This is a genomic window from Candidatus Thiodiazotropha endolucinida, from assembly GCF_001715975.1.
In the GTDB taxonomy this organism is placed as follows: Bacteria; Pseudomonadota; Gammaproteobacteria; order Chromatiales; family Chromatiaceae; genus Thiodiazotropha; species Thiodiazotropha endolucinida.
This window is the reverse complement of record NZ_MARB01000002.1, coordinates 1-21,148: the sequence shown is the minus strand read 5'-3', so window position 1 is coordinate 21,148 and position 21,148 is coordinate 1. Positions and strand designations below refer to the sequence as shown.

Here is a 21,148-nt window from a genome sequence, read left to right as displayed (position 1 = left end):
TTGGAATTCGTGGCTGTTGCCTGATTGCGGTGGTATTCAGTCTGCCGTATCGAACCAGCCTTTTATCAGCAGAAAACCTCCACCTGCACCCAACCCCGTTCCCAAAACGGTGGCCAGGGTTATTGGCAGCAATCCGCCACTGCCAAATACCAGCAGCAGAGAGCCGCTTAGCAGCATGGCCCCTCCTGCAATGGTGGTGATGGTATTCCGGTGGTTTTGGCGCAGCTGTTTGCGCAGCATGTCGAGTTCATCTGATTTCCATTTGAGCTCAATTCGGCCGGATGCCGCATCGTCGATGATCTTATTCAGCTTTTTAGGTAAATCGGGCAGGTGTTCGGCAATTTCAGGCAGGTTCTGTTTAAGCTTGCCGACGAAGGCCCGGCGTCCGATCTGCTCGCTCATCCAGCGTTCAAGAAACGGCTTCGCGGTGGTCCAGAGGTCGAGCTGAGGATAGAGTTGCCTCCCCAGGCCCTCTATGTTGAGCAGGGTCTTCTGCAACAATACCAGTTGCGGCTGAACTTCCATATCAAATCGTCGGGCGGTTTGAAACAGCCTAAGCAAAAAATGGCCAAATGAAATCTCACTCAGTGGTTTTTCGAAGATCGGTTCACTGACCGTGCGTATAGCCGATTCGAACTCCTCGACCCGGGTTACTTCGGGTACCCAGCCCGATTGGATATGGAGTTGAGCCACGCGTTTGTAGTCACGGTTGAAGAAAGCCAACAGATTTTCCGCCAGGTAGCGCTTATCCTCCTCGGTCAGGGTTCCCATGATGCCGAAGTCGACAGCGATATAACGGCCGTTGGGTTCGACAAAGATATTACCGGGGTGCATGTCGGCATGAAAGAAGTTGTACTTGAAGACCTGGGTGAAGAAGATCTCGACACCTCGCTCCCCAAGCAATTTCATGCTGATGCCCTGTTGCCGCAATGCATCGATGTCACCCACGGGGGTACCGCTGATACGCTCCATGACCAATACATTCTGTCGGGTCAGATCCCAGTAGACCTCCGGGACATAGAGGGCGTCGCTGTTGATAAAATTGCGCCTCAATTGGGAGGCATTGGCTGCCTCGCGCATCAGGTCCAATTCGTCGAATATGGTCTTCTCATACTCCTGAACGACCTCCACCGGTCTCAGACGACGACCCTCCTTCCAATATTTTTCAGCCAACCGGGCGATGGTGTAGAGCAGATCCACATCCCGTCGGATGGTTTTTTCAATCAGTGGTCGTAAAACTTTGACGACCACTTTTTTTCCATCCTTCAACTGAGCTGTATGCACCTGTGCAATGGACGCTGAGGCGAGCGGTTGCTCATCGAAGGCCTCCAGTAGCTCGTCGATGGGCCGGCCATAGGCCTTCTCGATTATGGCTCTGGCCTTCTCTCCCGGGAATGGTGGTACCCGGTCCTGCAGCTTGGCCAACTCATTCGCCAGGTCATCGGGCAATAGGTCTCGCCGTGTGGAGAGAATCTGGCCGAATTTAACGAAAATGGGTCCGAGATCCTCCAGCGTCCGACGGATACGGACCGGATAGGGTGAGCGATCCTTGCGAAACCAGAACCAGGGAGATAGGTAGATAAGAAATCGAATCGGCCGGAACAGATGTGTGGCGAGGATGACCTCATCCAGGCCATGGCGCAGCAATACAAGGTTAATGTGGATCAGCCGGATGGCCTGGGAGGGGTGAATCACGAGGCCTTGTCCTTATCATCCAGATGCTGCCTCAGTCGCTGTACCCGGGCCTCGAGCCGGTCCGCGTCATCGCGCAACCGGTCGATCTCATCGAGGAAGGTGGATATTTCATGTCGGGAAGGAAGCAGGCGCAGCTCTTCCTGGAGATACTCCTGAAGATTCTGTTCTGTGGTTCTGTTTACTGAGCGTCCCCAGCTGATCGCAGATTTCACCAGCTTGCCTATTTCGTGGGCGGCTATATCGCCGGTAACGCGCGAAAGCTGCTCCTCCCAGTCGATATCAAGATCAGCCAGGAGGGCGCCGAATTGCTGTGCAAGTGCGGTATCACCCTCAATCTCGACCGTGCCCTTGAAGAGTTGGTCCGCGCTCTTTCTGGTACCGCGCATACGCATCAGGTCGAAGGGAGAACCGCGTAAACTGCAGTCGGCCTGACCTTCGTAATCATTCAGGACCTGGATACCGTTCGGGTCGGGGATGAGATAGAGGGGGGCTCCCATGCCCAGCAGGTCCAACCGGATCACCTTGCCATGCATGGGTGTGAGCCGGGCGGGAGTCTCCGGATCGAGGTGAATGGCCTGATTCAAAAGCGCTTCGAGGGTTGCAGAGAGAGCCGCGGTAATGGTCATGGCAGATTCTTCCTGCGATCCGGTGTCACTGCGAGGGGGATTATCTGAGGGCTGGCGGGCAACATCGATCGATAATACCTAGAGTTTATAGCCCCGATGAATAGCCACAACACCTCCGGTCAGATTGAAATAGTCACAGCGTTCGAAGCCGGCATGCTCCATCATACCCTTGAGTGTCTCCTGGTCCGGGTGCATGCGGATGGACTCGGCCAGATAGCGATAGCTCTCCTCGTCATCGGTGATCAGTTTGCCGATTTTCGGCAACAGGGTGAACGAGTAGAGATCGTAGACCTTCTCCAGGGCGCGATGGGTGGGTTTGGAGAACTCCAGCACCAACAGGCGTCCACCCGGTTTTACGCTATGGAAGATTGTATTCAGCGCCAGCTGTTTATCGGTGACATTGCGCAGACCGAAGCCGATCGTGACGCAATCGAAATGGTTGTCGGGAAAGGGCAGATACTGAGCATCGGCCTGTACATAATGCAAATTACCGACCCGTCCCTGGTCTTCCATGCGCTCTCTGCCGACCTGCAGCATCGCGGCATTGATGTCGGAGAAGACCACCAGTCCGTCATCACCCACCAGGCCGCTGAACCTGGCTGAAAGATCTCCAGTGCCGGCAGCCAGGTCCAATACCCTGTGCCCCTTGCGGACGCCTGAAAGCTCGATGGTTTGACGTTTCCACAGACGATGTATTCCGAGAGACATCAAGTCGTTCATCAGGTCATATTTATTGGCAACCGAATCGAAAACCTGGCGAACCCTGCCAGCCTTCTCACCGACAGGAACGTCCTGATAGCCGAAATGTGTGGTCTTCTCATCCTTCATCAATCTATACCTGTCTAAGCGGGCCGTATCCGGGCAGATCTATACCACCGCCAGCGTCTGTCGTTTAAGCCGAGGGCGCTTTGCGCTCATACCCGGCGGTTTTCAGCCGTTGCAGATAATCCTGCCAGTTCCGCTCGTAGTTCAGGCCGAGCTGATAGAGCGTATCCCAGGAGTATATGCCGGTGTTGTGCTCATCATCGAAGTGTAGACAGATGGCATAGTTTCCCACAGGATCGATATGGGCAATATTCACCTCTTCTTTGCCGACCTGCAAGACCTCTTGCCCGGGTCCATGGCCCTGCACCTCGGCAGAGGGGGAAAATACTCTGAGATACTCCGCGGGATAACTGAATTTACTGCCATCGTCGAAGCTGATTTCCAGAACACGGGACTGCTTGTGCAGATGGATCTCAGTCGGATTGGGATGTGACATGGTTTACTCTCACTCTGTGTTAACAGGCCCTAACTGCCAGTCTGCATTCTATCCCCGGATCGAACCGACTATACCCGGTTGGTACAGGGTGATCTGGTCTGTAAGCCCTATAGAATGTACTGACTCAGATCTTCGTCCGCCGCCAGCTGTGAGAGTTGATCATCGACATAGTTCTCATCGATGACAATGGTCTCTTCGGCATGCTCCGAGGCCATGAAAGAGATACTCTCCAGCAGGCGTTCCATCACTGTATGCAGGCGGCGTGCGCCGATATTCTCTGTCCTTTCATTCACTTGCCAGGCGGTCTCCGCAATGCGGCGTATACCCGCTTTGCTAAAGCTCAGGCGCACATTTTCCGTCTCCAGCAGGGCCTGGTACTGCTCGGTGAGCGAGGCGTCCGGCTCGGTAAGGATGCGGGTGAAATCATCGGTCGTGAGTGCGGACAACTCCACCCGGATAGGTAATCGGCCCTGGAGCTCGGGGATCAGGTCGGATGGCTTGGCGAGATGGAAGGCGCCGGATGCAATGAACAGAATATGATCGGTCTTGACCATGCCGTGTTTGGTGGAGATGGTACATCCCTCCACCAGGGGCAGCAGATCGCGTTGCACCCCCTCGCGGGAGACGTCCGCTCCCCGGGTCTCGGCACGGCTGGTTACCTTATCCAGCTCATCGATAAAGACGATCCCATGTTGCTCCACCATCTCCAGCGCCCGCAACTTGAGATCCTCTTCATTGATGCGCTTGGCCGCCTCTTCGTCACTCAGGACCTTGAATGCATCCTTGATGCGCAGTTTGCGGCGTCGCGTGCAGCCACTCCCCAGATTTTGGAACATGCCCTGCAACTGGCTGGTCATCTCCTCCATACCGGGAGGCGCCATGATCTCGACCCCTACCGGGGTGGCGTTGACCTCGATATCGATCTCCTTGTCGTCAAGCCCGCCACTTCGCAGTTTGTCGCGGAATTTCTCCCGGGTCGCATCGGAGATCCCCGAACTGGTCTCGCTGTCGCCCCAACCCGAGCTGGAGGGTGAGGGCAGCAAGGCGTCTAGAATCCGCTCCTCGGCGGCCTGACTGGCTTCACCGGAAACCTTGGCCATCTCACCTTCCCGCACCATTTTGACGGCAGAGTCGGTCAATTCGCGGATGATAGAATCGACCTCTCTGCCGACATAACCGACTTCGGTGAATTTGGTCGCTTCCACCTTGAGAAAAGGCGCGTTGGCCAGTTTGGCCAGGCGTCGAGCGATCTCTGTCTTGCCGACGCCGGTGGGGCCGATCATCAGAATGTTTTTTGGCGTGATCTCATTGCGCAGGCTCTCGGAAACCTGGGCGCGACGCCAACGGTTGCGCAGGGCGATAGCCACGGCGCGCTTGGCGTCAGTCTGGCCGATAATGTGCTTGTCCAGTTCAGCGACGATCTGTTGGGGGGTTATTTCCGACATCAATGATTTCCGCAAATTATGGTCCGACTCAGAATACCTGGTGAGCGATCTAGGTTTTGCTGTCCAACTCTTCCAGTACGAGGTTATGGTTGGTATAGATACAGATATCGGCGGCGATACCGAGTCCCTTTTCGACGATCCCGCGGGCCCCGAGTTCCGTGTTTTCCAACAGTGCGCGGGCTGCGGCCTGGGCGAAGCTGCCGCCGGAACCTATCGCCATCAGGTTATGCTCCGGTTCGATCACGTCACCGGTGCCGGAGATGATCAGCGAAGTCTCCTCGTCGGCGACGCACAGCAAGGCCTCCAGTCGGCGCAGCGCCCGGTCGGTGCGCCAGTCTTTGGCCATTTCAACGGCTGCGCGGGTGAGGTGCCCCTGGTGCTTCTCCAGTTTGCCCTCAAAACGCTCAAACAGGGTAAATGCATCTGCCGTGGCGCCGGCGAAGCCCGCAATGACCTTTCCTTTATAAAGCTGCCTCACTTTACGCGCATTGCCTTTCATGACGGTATTGCCAAGCGAGACCTGGCCGTCGCCACCGATAACCACTTTACCGTTACGCCTGACTGATAGAATGGTAGTGCCTCTGAAGTTTTCCACGCCGATCCCGAGAGTATTTAATGAGGGGGCGATTGTACCTGAGGTGGGGGCCGGTGAAAAATCGACAACCGTTCGAGCATGATTCGCACAAGGTTTGGGAGGCTACATTTCAGTATCCTTCAATCCCTCCGGAGTGATCTCTCACTGTCATTGAATTTCAAAAATATTAGGGATTTCACTTCCTTGTTTGACGTCGGTATCCATGGCAGAGTCACGCGTATGTTTATCAGGCCCATCAGAATTGCGTTTTTTTGCATGGTCTGCTTTGCCTCGACTGCACCGGCAGACGATTCAGGCCGACCGGTGCCATCGTCTTTGAACGCCCATGAGATAGCCGGGCAGGTCTATGTCGCGGCGCACGGCGGACTGGTAAAGAATGCGCTCAGCAAGCGCAGTGGCCGGGAGGTTGCATTGGTTGTCAATCGAGCGCCGCAGGCGATGCGTAGCCGCAACAGGGTGCCTGGAGTTCAGACCTTCGACACCTATGTCAATAATGTTCCGCAAGACCCTGCCATAGCGAGTCAGCAGATGGCGATCCTGACCTCGGGCAAGACCAAGGGCACCGGGGTGCTGTTCACACGCTACACCGATCCGCAAAAGGGCAATCTGATATCGATGTGGTTGCCCGCACTGCGTAAGATCAGGCGTATCAACGAGCCATCCCATGAAGATGTCTGGTTCGGCACCAATCTGACCTATGGTGAGTTGGTGCTGCGTCGGCCAGAGGATGAAACCCACGAACTTCTTGGCGAAGGCGTTATGCAGGAGTGTCTGGCCGTCATGCAGCTGCAACGCTGGGAGCAGACCCGCTATACACGCGACCTGCCCGCGCCCCAGTGCGGGCACAAAGGCAAACCGGTATACCATCTGAAAAGCACCACCAAATTTCACAATTGGTGGTATGACTACCATGTCAGTGATATCGATAAAGAGACATTCGCCCTCTATCGAACTGTCTATTATAAAGGCGATGAAAAGGTTAAGACGGTATATATCGATTGGCAGTCCCTGGATCAACCGGATCCCCGGATCGCCTATCCGCGCTATATTTATGCGATCACCCATGGGGACGGTAAGGACAGTCTTGTCTATGTGCCCCGCAGTACCATCTCACTCAATGTGGATCTGCCGGATAGTTTCTGGTCCGAAAAGACATTGCAGAATTACAACAGAACCAGGAAGCCGTAGCGGCTTTTGCATGATTGATGGCTAACGGCAACTATGCGGACCGCTATGCACGTTTTGTGCTGAAATACCGCTGGGCTGTGATCACGCTCTGTTTCGCCACCACAATCTGGGCGGCCTTTTATATCGACAAGGTCAACCTGCGCAATGATCCGGATTCCCTGCTCCCCCTCTCCAACCCTTACATTGCGACCAATCTCTACACGGAGATGACCTACGGTATGGGCAATCTCATGGTATGGGGCATGAAGATCAAGCAGGGCGATATCTATCAGCCTTGGTTTATTCGCATGGTCCAAGCGTTTTACCGTGACGTGACTGCGCTCGATTACGCCAACAGCGGTAACTTTGTCGGCCTGCCCTCGCCGAAGTTGCGCAATATCGGTATCGATCCAGGGGGAAGTCTCGATTTCAGCCGCCTGCTGCCGGCCAACGGCCTCTCGGACAATCCGTTTGAACAGCACAACCAGATTGCCTATCTGCGTCAGGGATTGGAGAAGCATCTGGTGCTGCAGGCCCTGCTGCTCTACTACCAGGATAGATCCGGTGAAAAGTGTGACATGGTGGGGGCGGATGGCGAGATCAGCACTGCATCCATGGCTCGGTTGCATCAGCAGTGCCGGCCTATGGGGACATTTATCATCGGCGATTTCAGTAATGAGCTGAAACAGAACCATCTCAGCTGGATTGCCGATATGAAGGCGCTGATGGCCGATTACCAGTCGCGCTACGGCGACCGGGTGGAGTTCACCATATCCGGCGAACCCTATTTCCTGGCGACCATGGTACAGGAACTACGGGACAAGGCGTGGCTGTTCGCTGTCTCGCTGCTGATTATCCTGCTGATTCTCTGGTATGAGTTTCGCCATTGGAGCTGTGCAGTGCTGCCCCTGCTGGGCGTCGGTATGACGATCATCCTGACGCTCGGACTGATGGGCTTCACACAATTCAAACTGACCACCATGATGGCGTTGACGCCGATGCTCTTGTTGGCCATCGGTATCGGCCACTCGATGCAGATCACCCGGCGTTTCATGCAGGAGCTGGGACAGACCGGCGACAAGGAGGAGGCGGCATATCGATCGATACGTTCGACAATCGTACCCGCGGCACTCTCTATCGGGACCGACCTGCACGGCTTTTTCGCCATCTCATTTGTCGATATCTCTTTTTATAAGGCCTACGCCTATTTCGGCATCTTCGGTATGTCGACGCTGATTCTGACCACCACGACACTGATACCTCTTCTGATGCTGACCTTTCCCCCCACCATCCATAGTCATGAACATGAGCGCGGCTGGGAGTTACGGCTGGCGTCAGGGCTGACGGCCCTGATCACAGGCCGCTGGAAATGGGTGCCGGTGGTGGCGGTGATCGCCGTCTGGTTACTCTCAGCACACTATGCGGAATTAGGCCGCGGCTTTACCGCAGTCATGGCCGGTGAGGCGGGTAGAAGCGATCCGGAAGTGGCCCGTATCCAGGACGAGTTCGACATCATGCCCGGTGTGGAAAAAGGTATCCACTATCCGCGTGCGGCATTCAAGGATCACTACCTGTTGGGTGAGCTGCTGGGAGATGGTGGTGAAGTGAAGCCGATTGCGGATCTGCGGACCCTTTCCCGCCAGATGCCTGGTGTTATCACGGCCAACCTTCTGGTGCGTTCCAAAGCGGGAACCCTGCCAACTTGCGGACTCGATGCCTGGGACCGGGAGGGTCGCCGGGTCATCGGGCCTGAGCGCTGTTTCGATGAGCAGGAAGATCCCCCTCAGGGGGTGTTTAATGATGCGACCGTGCTCGAAGCGCTTTCGAAATTTGAGGATTGGCTGCGTGGCCACCCCAATATCGGTTACACCATCTCTTATGTACAGTTTGTAAAAACGCTGAACATGATCCTCAATACACCGCCGCTGGAGCCTCCGCTGGGCCATATGAATCTTCATGCCATACCGACCCTGGCACATATAAAACAGTTTCCATACGCCTATCGCACCAAAGGTGGACAGGGTTACCTGCCTGACCCGGATGAGACGGTACAGTTATACAACGGCATGTTGGTGACCGGGGCGGGGGCCGGGGATCTGGATAGTTTTGTCAACACACGAAACTGGGATGAGGGTGTGATTGTCGGCTTTGTCAATACCATGGATCCAGTGGAGACACACCGTACCATCGTCGATTTCCAGAGCTACATCAACACCCATCAGGACGATCCCGGGATGGATCAGTTGCGATTCGGCATTGCGGCTAACGAGACGATTCAAATACCGAATGAAGAGGGGCGCAGTATCATTACCGATGACACCATACCGGGTAAGGCCGCGATCGGTGGCTTTCTCGGGGTGACCGAGGCGACCCGCGATGTCGCGTTTAAAGAGTGGCTAAACGCCCCGGTGGCGACATCGGTCACAGTCTTCATCATGACTCTGTTGATGTTCAGGTCTTGGGTGGTGGCGTTTATCCTGATCGGTCTCTGTTTCATTACCCTGATGACTCAGTACGGTCTTGGCGCCTATATGTCCTCCATCGGCGAGTGGTCGGCAAATCTGGCGTTTCACGTACAGGTGGCTTTGAGCATCGCCATGGGGCTGGGTGTCGATTATGGCGTCTACATGGTTTCCCGATTGCGGGAAGAGTATCAGGCCAATGGCGGCATCTGGAAGGCGGCCCTGCGCAAGACACAGGCCACCACCGGATCGGCGATCATTATCTCCATGGTTGTGCTGCTCAGCAGCTTTATCCCCCTGATGAATACCGAACTGGCAAACCTCTGGTCGGTGAGCCTCTATATTTCGGAGGCGCTGATCATGGATGTCTTTATCGCCCTCACAGTATTGCCGTTGATGGTCTATTGGTTAAGGCCGAGGTTTGTATTCCCTCTCTGAATGAGTCGGCTGTAAATGCCCTGACCTTCTTACCACCGTGGCGTTGCCTATGATTAGGTTCCATCTCAATTGGAGTGTGGGCATTGTTCATGTCAGGTTTGTACGAGTGGTTCTCTAATATGCCAATTGAGTTGAGATCCAGTATGGGAAATGGATGATCCACACTCTAAGATTAAGAGTAATGCGTGCGCCAGATACGTTAGATAACACAATGACCTTCAGACAACGACATCACTATCTGTTCATCCTGCTGATATTTGGCATCCTGGCTCCGCTCTTGCTTTGGGCCAGCGTCCATTTCACCCGCCAGCATGGATTGACGGGGCTGGCCGAGGAGACAGAAAATGATCTAATGATCTTTGCGCGCAAGCTGGAGGACTACCTGACCGGTTATGACCGGCTTGTCGGTTCCGTAGCCGCAAGTCGACAGGTGGGCGCCCTGCTTAGAAATTCCCGGGATAAAAAGATCGTCAGCGTGGCGAATACCTATCTCCAGACACTCAACGAGGAGGTGCGTGCCAGCGCCATCTATGTGATGGATCTCGGCGGTAATACCCTTGCCGCCAGCAACTGGCAAGCGGAGAAGACCTTTGTCGGCAATAATTACGGCTTTCGCTACTATTTCCAACGCGCTGCAAAAGGCCTGATGGGGCGCGACGTGGCGATTGGCACGACCTCCGACGTGTTGGGCTACTATGTCGCCCGTCCAGTTCTCGATCCCGGATCGGATCAGATCATTGGTGTTGCAGTGATCAAAGTCACACTGGACGAGTTGGGCCTGCTCTTCTCCGACCTGGATCTACGCCTGTTGGTGGCCGATCGGGAGGGTGTGATCTTTCTCACCAGTGAATCACGCTGGCACTTGAAGAGTCTGCGACCTATAACCACCTCAACAATCGAGAAGATAAGCCGGTTCAAGCGCTATGCGGATTCTCTTTTCACGCTTTTGCCGATGCGAGAGGAGCGATACTGGGACGGTGTCTCTAAACTGGTGGTTCTCGATGATGGGGTGGAGTACCTGACACAGGCCACGCTATTACTCTCCCGTGGATGGGAGATGCATGTTTTCAAACCGACCAAAGATGTAAAAGAGCATGTCTACTTTGCCGTGACTGCCAGCCTCCTGCTGAGCGCGCTGCTCTTTCTGACGGCACTTTATATGAATCAGAGGTATCGTTATCTGAAAGATTTGAAGGCCGCGGCTATCCACGATTTTCTGACCGGTCTCTATACCCGGCGTTATATGGAGGATGCCGCCAATGCCCAGATCAGCCGGATCGGTCGCGGTCAGGTGAATACTATTTCGGTGGCCATGATCGATATCGATCACTTCAAGCAGGTCAACGACGAGTTCGGTCATCGGGCGGGCGATCAGGTATTGCGTGCGGTAGGCAAGGCTATCGCTTCTGAGGTGCGCCAGGGTGACATACCGGTCCGATATGGCGGTGAAGAGTTTCTGGTGATCATCAACGCATGTAATGAGTGTGATGCGGCCCACTTGGTGCACCGAATCCTTGAGCGGCTCAAATGTCTGCATTTTCGTGGTCCCATCCGAAAGCTTAAAATCACGGCGAGTGCCGGTGTCGCCCACTATCGGAAAGGGGGTACCTTGGAAGATCTCCTGCAACGGGCGGATGAGTTGCTTTACAAGGCGAAGGAGGATGGGCGTGACCGCTACTACGACGACGAATGCAAAAGGCCGGAAACACCATGATCAGACTTTGCATAATCCTCATAGTCACGCTGTTCGTCACACCGATCTCAGCGTCCGATGAATCATTGGTTATCTACGGTTCCCGCCAACAGGCGTTGATGGCACCCCTCCTGCAGGCCTATCAGGCATCGAGAGGGGTAGCGGTCCGGTATGTTCAGGATAAATCCGATACACTGTTGCAGCGCCTGGCTGAGGAGGGTGATGCGTCTCCGGCGGATCTGCTGCTGACGGCTGATATCGGTGTATTGGAAGCTGCAAGGGAGATGGGTCTGTTGCAGGCAAAGCAATCTCAGCTGCTCAGCAGCCTGATCCCGGCTGAATATAGAGACCCTCAGGGCTTTTGGTACGGACTCTCCCTGCGCGCCCGGATGCTGCTGTATGTCCCCGGTCGTATCCCCCGGTTTGAATTGCGGGACTATGCGGATCTATCATCTTCCGCGCTCGAGGGACGGGTCTGCATGCGTGATTTGAAGCACGTCTACAATCAGTCATTGATCGCCGCCCTGCTCGCGCGTTGGGGCGAGAAGCGAGTGAGAGCGTGGTTGAGCGGGGTCATCTTCAATCTTGCCAGACCGCCACAGGGGGGGGATCGTGATCAGGTGCGTGCGTTAGCGAAGGGGGAATGCGATGTGGCGGTGGTCAACAGCTACTATTTTGCCATGATGTTGGACAGCGACAATGAGAGGGATCGGGAAGTCGCAAACCGGGTGTCCCGGGTCTGGCCAGAAACTGGCGTGCATGTGAATATCAGTGGTGGTGGGGTCACTCATTATTCGCCGCACCCTCAATTGGCGATCGATTTCCTGGAGTTTCTGGCCGGGTTTGACAGCCAGCGCCTGTTCGCTGAGCTGAATCATGAATATCCTGTCGTGGCGGGCGTGCCCGTGTCACACACTTTAATGCGATTGGGTGCGTTTGAAGCGGACTTTCGTCCATTGGCACTGATTGCCCGCCAGCGTGAGAAGGCTTCAAAAGTGATTCATGACCTCTCAAATACAGACTAAACGATTGTGTGGCATTCTATGAAAAAAGCCTTCCCTGGCAAGATGACGAATCAGATATTCTCGGGTTCCATTTTGATTGCACCGCAAGGACACTCCGCGGCGCACATACCACACCCCTTGCAGTAGTCATACTTGAACTCGAATCGATTGCCCGGCCCCAGCTTGGTGATCGCGTTGTCGGGGCAGACGCCATAGCAGTTGTCGCACTCGAAGCAGTTGCCGCAGGACATGCAGCGGCGTGCCTCGTAGGCGGCATTGACCTCGTCCAGGTCGCCCACCACCTCCGCGAATCCGCTCTGACGCCGGACGATGTCGAGCATCGGCCGTACCGTGCGGGGGGCGTCTGAGTAGTACCAGGTGTTCATTTTGGCGATGTCGGCAATCTCGTGTTTATCGGGTTTGATGTAGGTCTCCCCCTTGAGCCAGGCATCGATACTGCGGGCGGCATGCTTGCCATGGCCGATGGCAGTGGTCACCGTGCGCGCGGAGGGCGCCATGTCGCCGCCGGCGAAGATGCCTTCGGCGCCGGTCATCATCTGTCGGTCGACCTGTACCGAGTCTGCTTCGATCCTGACCCCCTCCAGGGGTGTCAGCAGATCGGTCTCGACCCGCTGGCCCAGGGCCTGGATCACTACGTCCGCAGCGAACGGCTCGAACTGACCTGACGGTTGAGGCCACTGCGCTTCGCTGTCGACCATCAGTTCCAACTGCAGGCTGCCGTCCCGGATCTCCCGGATCGCCCGCAAGGGCAGGATCTCCACCCCCTCTTCCAGGGCCTCACGGATCTCCATCTCATGGGCCGGCATCTTCTCGCGCGCCTCGAAGACCACCTGGGTGACCCGGGTCGCCCCCATGCGGATGGCGGTGCGGGCCACGTCGATGGCGGAGTTGCCGCCGCCGTAGACCGCTACATGGCCACGCAGCGCCACATGCTCCTCCTCCTCAACCGAACGCAGTAGGCTGACGGCGTCGAGCACCGGTACGCTGTCGTCGGCGGGGATTTCGATCCGTTTGGCCTGCTGCGCGCCGATGGCGAGGAATACCGCATCGAAGCCATTGGCTTGCTTGAAGCCCTGGATGTCGTCGATGCGGGTATTCAGCACGATCTCCACCCCCATCGCCTCGATACGCTGAATCTCCGCCTTCAGCTTTTCCCGCGGCATGCGGTACTTGGGGATGCCGTAGCGCACCATGCCGCCGGCCTGGGGGGAGGCCTCGTAGACGGTAACCTGGTGACCGAAGCGGCACAGGTGGTAGGCGCAGGCGAGTCCGGCCGGACCGGCACCGACCACCATCACCCGCTTGCCGGTGTCCCGACCCGGTTCGACCTTCCAGCCCTGGCGCAGGGCTTGGTCGCCGAGAAAGCGTTCCACCGAGTTGATGCCCACCGCGTCGTCCACGTGGACCCGGTTACAGGCGCTCTCGCAAGGGTGGTAACAGACCCGTCCCATGACGGCGGGAAAAGGATTGTTGAGCATGATTTCCCGCCAGGCCTTTTCGTAGTGGCCCTCTTCCGCATGGTAGAGCCAGGCCTGGATATTCTCGCCTGCCGGACAGGCGTTGTTACAGGGAGGCAGGCGGTCCAGGTAGACCGGCCGATCGGTACGCCAGGAACCGGTCTTGTTGAGCAGACTGCTGCCCACGTCGAGGGTAATCGCAAAGGGTTTTTTCATGCTCAGTCTCCCTGCTCGTCGATGAGGCCGAAACGGCGGATGTTATTGTCCGCCACCGTCTGAAGCTGGGCCAACTGTGTCTCGTTCTTCAGGGTGTGGGCGAAGCGGCGCTGTAGTTTGAGGTAGTCCGATACCGGAACTTTGCGGCGGATCTTGGTGGAGGCGGTGATTTCACCGTACTCCGCCTCGAACAGGGGGTAGAGTCCGCTCTCCACGGCGAGCCGGGCGATCTTCACCGTATCCGCGGGCTTGGAGCCCCAGCCCAGGGGGCAGGGCACGAAAACCTGGATATATCGGGCGCCCCGGATCGACATGGCCTTTTCCACCTTGGCTTCCAGGTCATGCAGCCGGTCTACGCTGGCGGTCGCGACGTAGGGAATACCGTGGGCCATGGCGATCAGGGGTAGATTCTTACCCTTGTCGAAATCGGCCCCGGGTTCCGGACCCACCGGCATGGTGGTGGCGGTGCGCGCCGAGCCGGGTGTGGCGGAGGAGCGCTGTACCCCGGTGTTCATGTAGGCCTGGTTGTCGTAGCAGATGTAGAGCACGTCATCGTTGCGCTCGAACATGCCGGAGAGCGCGCCGAAACCGATATCGGTGGTACCGCCGTCGCCTCCCTGGGCGATGACCCGTACATTCTCCTTCCCTTTGACCCGCATGGCCGCGGCGATGCCGGTGGCGACGGCGGGGGCGTTGCCGAACAGAGAGTGCATCCAGGGGATGCGCCAGGCCGACTCAGGATAAGGGGTGGTGAAGACCTCCAGACAGCCGGTTGCATTGGCGGCGATCAGCTGGTTGTCGGTGGCGCGCATGGCGGCATCGATGGCGTATCGCGCGCCCAGGGCTTCGCCGCACCCCTGACAGGCGCGGTGGCCGGAGTCGAGGGAGTTGGAGCGGTCCATGGTCGCCTGCACCGTACGCTGGGCCTCGTCGAGCAGGCGATTGCCCACGGTGAGGGTGCCAGTTTGATAGAATTTCACTTGTTGATGTGGCATGTCGCTCCTCCTCAGGCTGTCTTGGCGGCGTCGACCACGCCAACCTCACGCAGGATGTTTTCCGCCGCAGATCCGGAACGGGTGTGTGCCCGCTCCCGCGCCAGCTCCCGTTCCACGATGTCGCACTTGATATCGAGGAAGCTGGTCTCTTCCAAATCGTCCTGCATCGCCCTCTCAAACAGATCGGTGAGTGACTTGCGAGTGATGGGGCGTCCACCGAGTCCGCCGATGACGGTGTAGACAGGCGTACTCAAGCCACGGGTCGACATGCGGACATTGTTGGCGACGATGCCGCCCATGCCCACCGCCAGACATTTCTCGAACACCACAACCCGTTGGCACTCCAGCAGTGCGTTTCGCAGGAGTTCCTTGGGGAAGGGCCGGTAACAACGGAGGGAGATGGCGCCGATCTTGTGTCCCGCATCACGCATCGTGTCGATCACATCCGCGATGGTGCCGATCACCGAACCGAGGGTGACGATAATAGTCTCAGCATCCTCTGTCCGGTAGTTGGAGATGAGTCCACCCGAGTCGCGGCCGAAGATGGTTTTGAACTCCTCGGCGATCTCCGGGATCAGCTCCAGGGCCTGCATCTGCTTGTGGTGGGCCAGGTAACGCACTTCGGTGAAGGCCTCAGGTCCCACCATGGCGCCGATGGAGATCGGCTCCGCCGGATCGAGCACCTGACGCGGCTCGAAAGGAGGGAGAAAGCGGTCCACCTGTTCCTGCTCGGGTATATCCATCCGTTCGTAGGCGTGGGTGAGGATGAAACCGTCGACGCAGACCATCACCGGCATACTCAACTTCTCGGCGATGCGAAAGGCCTGGATATGCAGATCCAAGGCTTCCTGGTTTGTCTCGGCGAAGAGTTGGATCCAGCCGGCGTCACGCATGGACATGGAGTCAGATTGATCGTTCCAGATGTTGATCGGTGCGCCGATGGCCCGGTTGCCCACCGTCATCACGATGGGCAGGCCGAGACCGGAGGCGTTGTAGACCGCCTCGGCCATATAGAGCAGGCCCTGGCTGGCGGTGGCGGTGTAGGAGCGGGCGCCGGCAGCGGAGGAGCCAATGGCCACGGAGAGAGCCGCAAACTCCGACTCCACGTTGATGAACTCGCACTGTTTCAGGCTTCCGCTCTTCACCATCGTCCCCAGGTCCTCCACGATGTGGGTCTGGGGGGTGATGGGATAGGCGCAGATTACCTCGGGGCGGCACAGGGCCACCGCTTCCGCGATACCGTGTGAACCTTCGATCTGCTTAAGCATGGGTCGCCTCCTGCAGCGCCGAAGTTTGCGCCATCGCGTAGGCGACCTTGGCCGCGGTGATATTGGTCTGACCCACCTTACCGGGGAACTTGGTCTCGATCGCCTCGATAACCGAGTCGATTTTGATCACTCCGGTGACCGCCGAGAGGGCGCCGAGCAGGACCGCGTTAGGCACCGGACGTTTGACATGGGTCAGTGCGATGTCGGTGGCGGGCACAGTGCAGACGTGTCCGTCGGGCAGGTGTTCAACAGCATTTTCGATACCGAGCTCTTCGATGGTCTTGCCGGTATTGATCAGCAGATGGCCGTCTTCGGTGAGGCCGTTGAAGACGTCGATGGCATTGAACAGTGTCGGATCCTGGATGATCAGGATATCCGGTTCGAGTACCGGTTCGCGCAGACGTATCGGCTGATCGTCGATACGGCAGAAGGCGACCACCGGGGCGCCCATGCGTTCGGAGCCGAAGCTCGGTACCGCCTGGGCATGTTTGTCTTCGAGGAAAGCGGCGACGGAGAGCATTTCGGCGGCAGAGACGACCCCCTGGCCACCGCGTCCGTGGATGCGGATCTGAAACATGTGTCTTTTCTCCTGTGAGGTAGATTATCCGGCGGCCTTGTGAGCAGACGGACGAACCTGACGGATTGGGTGAATCCGTACACCTGATGAACAAAAAGATGATGCGTGCTTGTTCTTGTCACCGGAAAAATACCGGCGCGAGTTATTGTGCTGCATAACATGAGCGCTTTCTGTTGTAACAGCCGATGGGTTTTGGCTGTGTGGCGCTCTTGTTGGTGTGAATTCAGATTGTATCCGAATCCACGGGGGCGAAGTATCTACAGGCCAATTAATAATGTAAAATAATATATAGTGCATATATATAAATATTAATGATATGGATCTCCGGCAACTTAAGTCATTGGTGCTCCTGGTTGAATACGATTACAGCGTGAGCCGGACAGCGCAGAGTCTGCATCTGGTTCAACCCGCTGTCTCACAGCACATCAAACAGCTTGAGGCGAACCTGGGTACAAGACTATTTTTGCGCCAGGGTAAAAGACTGGTTGGTTTGACTGAGGCAGGGGAAAGGGTCCTGCACTATGCGCGCAACATCCAGGCCGATACGGCCAATATCCTGGCGGTGGGTCAGGATCATGTCTCCGAGGATGTCGGTACCCTGCGTATCGGCACTACCCATACACAGGCGCGTTACGTGCTACCGCCGGTCATCCGGCAGTTCAGCCTGGCTTACCCGAAAGTGGAGCTCCAGATACTGGAGGGCAGGCCGCAGCAGCTGGTCGACATGGCGGTTCAGGACAAAGTGGATTTTGCCATCTGTACCGAAGCGCTGAGCAACAACCCGGCGCTGCTGGCGATACCCTGCAACCGGTGGAATCGCTGTCTCATAGCGCCAGATTTACATGCAGTGTTTAAACGCAAGCAAATTACCCTCAAAGCGCTCTGTAGATACCCGATCATCACATATGTAGTCGGGTTTACGGGCCGTGGGCATCTGAATGATACATTCAGCAATGCAGGGCTGATGCCGCATGTGGTCTTGAGTGCCACAGACACCGATGTGATCAAGACCTACGTCAGAGAGGGCTTGGGGATCGGCATCATCGCGGAATTGGCCTATGAGCGTGAAAAGGACCGAGACCTGGGGATGCGGGAATTGAATCACCTGTTTCCCTGGGAGGTGACGAAAATCGGCTATCGAAGGGATAAATATCTACGTAATCATCAACAGCGGTTTATCGATCTGTTTCGGGCTGCGTCCGCACGCATGGAAAGCGCCACGGAGAGTGCTGATCCAGGTAAAAGCCGCTAGGGCCTGTTAACACTGTTTACATACCATTCGCCGTCTCAATCCCGCTTCTTCTTGGCTCTGGGGTGGGCCCGGTCATAGACATCGGCCAGGTGTTGAAAGTCAAGATGGGTATATATCTGGGTGGTGCTGATGTTGGCATGCCCCAGCAGTTCCTGAACGGCGCGTAAATCGCCGGACGATTCCAACAGATGAGTGGCGAAAGAGTGACGCAGCAGATGAGGGTGGACATTGCGGGGTGTTCCCTGGGCGACGGACCAGGCATGGAGTTGGCGCTGAATGGTGCTGCGATTGATTCGCCTGCCCCGTACGCCGACGAAGAGTGCAATCTCATCCTCAGTCGCCATTTGCGGCCTGATCGCAAACCATTGCTCAAGGGCCTGTTTGGCAATTTTACCCACGGGCAGGCGTCTCGCTTTCGCCCCCTTGCCAGTGACTTCGACCAGCTGTTCCTTGAGGTCGATATCCTGCAGATTGAGATTTACCAGTTCCGCCAGGCGGAGTCCGGATGAATAGAAAAGTTCCATGATCGCTCTATCGCGGACAGCGACCGGGGAGTCGTCAGTGATATCCAAGAGGCGACTGACCTGATCCGGGTCGAGGGTGACAGGCAGCTTGCGCCTTACCTTGGGTGCGCGGACACCGAGTGCCGGGTTGGAATCAAGCTGCTGTTCCCGAATGAGAAAATTAAACAGTCCGCGCAGGCTGGAGAGTTCGCGATGCAGGCTTTTGGCCGCCAGTCCCACCCGGTGTCGTGTCGCGATGTAGTGCCTTATATGGTGTTGAGTGATCTCTTCCCAGCGGGTTAACTGTTGCTGCTCCAGCCAGGCCATAGCCGCTTTCAGATCACGTTTGTAGCTCTCCAGGGTGCGGGGCGAAAGGCGTCGTTCATGCCGCAGGTAGTCAAAATAAAGCGCTATCCACTCCTGGAGTTGCAGGCTGCTGGGAGAGGACACGGATACTAAATACCGGGGAGGGAGACGGCCTGCAGGGTGCGGCTGATTATCTCCCCAAGGCGGGTGAGAAATTCGGTGCCATGATGAGGGGCGAACCTATCGGCATCACAGCTACCGATGGCGAGCAGACCGAGCACCCCCTCGCTCTTCAACGGGATCAATGCAGTAGAGGCGATTCGATCACCTTCGGTACCGAAGATATAGTCGAGTTGATCCTGGTCGAGTTTTCCGCAGATCGGTTGATTTTGACTGAAGAACTGTTCAAATGTGTCGGTTTGACCACTCAGGGTCTCGTCCAGATGCTCATCGATATTACTGGCGGAGAAAAGTCTCAACTCCACGGCATCGGCCTTGAAATCGTCATGCAACTCATCTTCCAGTGCATTCAAGACCTCTTCGAAGGTGGCGGCATCGATCAGTTCCAGGGTCAGCCGGTGCATGCGATCCTGTAACTGACCATTGGTTCGCGCAACCTCCAGTAGTTCCGAGAGCTTTTGTTGAGACTCTTGAAGCTGGCTGCGCAGCGCCTCGACCTGGCGTTCGATCAGAGAGACAGCCGCACCGCTTTCGTGAGGTATCTCGATCTTGCCAAGCAGTTCCGGGTGGTTAGCGAAGAAATCGGGGTGGTGATTCAGGTATTCGACCACCTGTTCTTCCAGTTCATCCACTTGTGTAGATTCTTTAGGGGCTTTTTGTTTCATAGGTCGATGGTTCCTTCGTACACGATCTCTGCCGGACCTTCAATAAGTACGGGTTGGCCTTCTGAGTGCCACTTTACCACAAGATCGCCGCCAGGTAGGTGTACCAAGACCTCTTCATCAAGCAGACCAAGCCGGCGGCCGGCTGCTACGGCTGCGCTGGCGCCTGAGCCACAGGCCAGCGTTTCTCCGGTGCCGCGCTCAAACACACGCAATCGGATCTCTGTGGTGCGGTCGATCTGCATGAAGCCTACATTGGTGCGATGCGGGAATCTGGGATGATTCTCGATCAATGGTCCCAGTTTTGCCACATCCGCCTGATCGACACTGGGTACGATGAGCACCGCATGTGGATTTCCCATCGATACCGCAGACAATGATACCTGTTGATCGTCGACATCCAGGAGATAGGTATTTGCCTGTTGTGGCGCTGTAAAGGGTATCAATGCAGGCTCGAAGATGGGAGCGCCCATGTCGACCTCCACATGGCCGTCAGCCAAGTGTCGCAGGGAAATCTTACCTGCCAGGGTTTCGACCGGGATTGAAGATTTTGTGCTCAGCCCCTTCTCTTTGACAAAGCGGGCAAAGCACCGTGCGCCATTGCCGCAAGCCTCGACTTCTGAGCCATCGGCATTGTAGATCCGATAATAGAAATCGGTATCGGTCGATTCGGGGGGTTCGATCAGCAATATTTGGTCGCAACCGATACCGAAGTGCCTGTCTGCCAGTTTTTGCAGTGTCTTTGGTGATAAATCGATGGATTGACTGATCGCATCGATTACCACAAAGTCATTGCCGAGACCGTGCATTTTAGTGAAATGGAGTTTCATGAACCTGGCGCTTCTGCCGTTTTATCGTGTTGCACCTTATCCGGCATGAAGAGCGGTCCCTTCTGGCCGCATGCAGTGATGATCAGGAGTAGCGCCAACAATAGAATTTTTAGTTGCAGTTGTATTGGCACCGGTTCTCTCCCGTTACTTGTATCCCAGACTCTGCATGCTTAGCATACATCAATTGATGTCACTAGGGCATTTACGGAAGGTTCAGCTTTGTATTTCCTAATTGTGGCGGCCGGTGCATAGATGATAATGGCGAAACCAACCGCTACAATGACTACTGTCGTCAGGGCCATTACGGCAGTGTTTCCCGCTATCCCCATACTTATATGCCGATGGTGTGGATGGAGAGTAACAATGAGCAGGATGCCAAGGATCAAAACTCTTATAGGTGACTGCTGTTTGTTTATCGAATCCGGCTTCATGGCAAAAGAGCGTTGCTTGATGGCTTTTTATGGGACGGTGCTAGAGCCAATGCAGGTAAAGGAA

At 56.2% G+C, this 21,148-nt stretch carries 19 protein-coding genes; 5 read left to right on the top strand and 14 right to left on the bottom strand.

All coding sequences use genetic code 11. The features are described 5' to 3' along the window. Positions 1-36 precede the first annotated feature (36 nt). The 6 genes from ubiB to hslV all read right to left on the bottom strand — a co-directional run bounded on the left by ubiB (position 37) and on the right by hslV (position 5,622). Positions 37-1,695, bottom strand: a complete 1,659-nt coding sequence (gene ubiB / locus CODIS_RS01425; protein WP_069120952.1) for a ubiquinone biosynthesis regulatory protein kinase UbiB — start codon at positions 1,693-1,695, stop codon at positions 37-39. Then, positions 1,692-2,321: a ubiquinone biosynthesis accessory factor UbiJ gene (locus CODIS_RS01420; protein ID WP_069120951.1), complete on the bottom strand. Its 630-nt coding sequence runs from the start codon at positions 2,319-2,321 to the stop codon at positions 1,692-1,694. The genes ubiB and CODIS_RS01420 overlap by 4 nt, the downstream gene beginning before the upstream one ends. Positions 2,322-2,399: 78 nt before the next feature. Then, entirely contained in the window at positions 2,400-3,149 is a 750-nt protein-coding gene (gene ubiE / locus CODIS_RS01415) for a bifunctional demethylmenaquinone methyltransferase/2-methoxy-6-polyprenyl-1,4-benzoquinol methylase UbiE (protein ID WP_069120950.1), read from the bottom strand. A 64-nt stretch (positions 3,150-3,213) separates the two neighbouring features. Beyond that, positions 3,214-3,582 (bottom strand): gamma-butyrobetaine hydroxylase family protein, encoded by a 369-nt coding sequence (locus CODIS_RS01410; RefSeq protein ID WP_069120949.1) that lies wholly within the window; start codon positions 3,580-3,582, stop codon positions 3,214-3,216. Between the two features lie 107 nt (positions 3,583-3,689). After that, the gene (gene hslU / locus CODIS_RS01405) at positions 3,690-5,027 is read right to left on the bottom strand and encodes an ATP-dependent protease ATPase subunit HslU (RefSeq protein ID WP_069120948.1); all 1,338 of its coding nucleotides are present in this window, start codon (positions 5,025-5,027) and stop codon (positions 3,690-3,692) included. A 49-nt stretch (positions 5,028-5,076) separates the two neighbouring features. Continuing rightward, positions 5,077-5,622: an ATP-dependent protease subunit HslV gene (gene hslV / locus CODIS_RS01400; RefSeq protein WP_069120947.1), complete on the bottom strand. Its 546-nt coding sequence runs from the start codon at positions 5,620-5,622 to the stop codon at positions 5,077-5,079. A gap of 219 nt (positions 5,623-5,841) precedes the next feature. On the opposite strand from hslV, the gene CODIS_RS01395 reads away from it, so the two are divergent. From CODIS_RS01395 to CODIS_RS01380, 4 genes are all read left to right on the top strand, one after another. Then, positions 5,842-6,810 (top strand): outer membrane lipoprotein-sorting protein, encoded by a 969-nt coding sequence (locus tag CODIS_RS01395; RefSeq protein WP_162420081.1) that lies wholly within the window; start codon positions 5,842-5,844, stop codon positions 6,808-6,810. Between the two features lie 17 nt (positions 6,811-6,827). Beyond that, positions 6,828-9,689 carry an efflux RND transporter permease subunit gene (locus CODIS_RS01390; protein WP_069120945.1) on the top strand — a complete coding sequence of 954 codons (2,862 nt, stop codon included), beginning with the start codon at positions 6,828-6,830 and terminating at the stop codon, positions 9,687-9,689. A gap of 211 nt (positions 9,690-9,900) precedes the next feature. Beyond that, on the top strand, positions 9,901-11,403 hold the full coding sequence (locus CODIS_RS01385) for a sensor domain-containing diguanylate cyclase (RefSeq protein ID WP_069120944.1): 1,503 nt from the start codon (positions 9,901-9,903) through the stop codon (positions 11,401-11,403). Continuing rightward, positions 11,400-12,407, top strand: coding sequence for an ABC transporter substrate-binding protein (locus tag CODIS_RS01380; RefSeq protein WP_162420079.1), 1,008 nt, complete (start codon positions 11,400-11,402; stop codon positions 12,405-12,407). Before CODIS_RS01385 ends, CODIS_RS01380 begins: the two co-directional genes overlap by 4 nt. Positions 12,408-12,457: 50 nt before the next feature. On the opposite strand, the gene CODIS_RS01375 is transcribed toward CODIS_RS01380, so the two are convergent. The 4 genes from CODIS_RS01375 to CODIS_RS01360 are packed head-to-tail and all read right to left on the bottom strand — an operon-like array spanning position 12,458 to position 16,920. Next, entirely contained in the window at positions 12,458-14,080 is a 1,623-nt protein-coding gene (locus tag CODIS_RS01375) for an NAD(P)-binding protein (protein ID WP_069120942.1), read from the bottom strand. Positions 14,081-14,082: 2 nt separating this feature from the next. Beyond that, positions 14,083-15,075 carry a thiamine pyrophosphate-dependent enzyme gene (locus CODIS_RS01370; protein ID WP_069120941.1) on the bottom strand — a complete coding sequence of 331 codons (993 nt, stop codon included), beginning with the start codon at positions 15,073-15,075 and terminating at the stop codon, positions 14,083-14,085. 11 nt (positions 15,076-15,086) lie between these two features. Beyond that, positions 15,087-16,343: a transketolase C-terminal domain-containing protein gene (locus CODIS_RS01365; protein WP_069120940.1), complete on the bottom strand. Its 1,257-nt coding sequence runs from the start codon at positions 16,341-16,343 to the stop codon at positions 15,087-15,089. Then, positions 16,336-16,920, bottom strand: a complete 585-nt coding sequence (locus CODIS_RS01360) for a 2-oxoacid:acceptor oxidoreductase family protein (RefSeq protein WP_069120939.1) — start codon at positions 16,918-16,920, stop codon at positions 16,336-16,338. The genes CODIS_RS01365 and CODIS_RS01360 overlap by 8 nt, the downstream gene beginning before the upstream one ends. 316 nt (positions 16,921-17,236) lie before the next feature. Here CODIS_RS01360 and CODIS_RS01355 point away from each other — a divergent pair, with 316 nt between their 5' ends. Beyond that, the gene (locus tag CODIS_RS01355) at positions 17,237-18,172 is read left to right on the top strand and encodes a LysR substrate-binding domain-containing protein (RefSeq protein ID WP_069120938.1); all 936 of its coding nucleotides are present in this window, start codon (positions 17,237-17,239) and stop codon (positions 18,170-18,172) included. A gap of 35 nt (positions 18,173-18,207) precedes the next feature. On the opposite strand, the gene xerC is transcribed toward CODIS_RS01355, so the two are convergent. From xerC to lptM, 4 genes are read right to left on the bottom strand one after another with little or no spacing between them, the layout of a single operon-like run. Beyond that, on the bottom strand, positions 18,208-19,125 hold the full coding sequence (gene xerC, locus CODIS_RS01350) for a tyrosine recombinase XerC (RefSeq protein WP_069120937.1): 918 nt from the start codon (positions 19,123-19,125) through the stop codon (positions 18,208-18,210). A gap of 5 nt (positions 19,126-19,130) precedes the next feature. Beyond that, entirely contained in the window at positions 19,131-19,826 is a 696-nt protein-coding gene (locus CODIS_RS01345) for a DUF484 family protein (RefSeq protein WP_069120936.1), read from the bottom strand. Further along, positions 19,823-20,653, bottom strand: coding sequence for a diaminopimelate epimerase (dapF, locus tag CODIS_RS01340; RefSeq protein ID WP_069120935.1), 831 nt, complete (start codon positions 20,651-20,653; stop codon positions 19,823-19,825). The genes CODIS_RS01345 and dapF overlap by 4 nt, the downstream gene beginning before the upstream one ends. Next, positions 20,650-20,784 carry an LPS translocon maturation chaperone LptM gene (gene lptM, locus CODIS_RS20340; RefSeq protein WP_083220489.1) on the bottom strand — a complete coding sequence of 45 codons (135 nt, stop codon included), beginning with the start codon at positions 20,782-20,784 and terminating at the stop codon, positions 20,650-20,652. Before lptM ends, dapF begins: the two co-directional genes overlap by 4 nt. Positions 20,785-21,148: the final 364 nt, after the last annotated feature.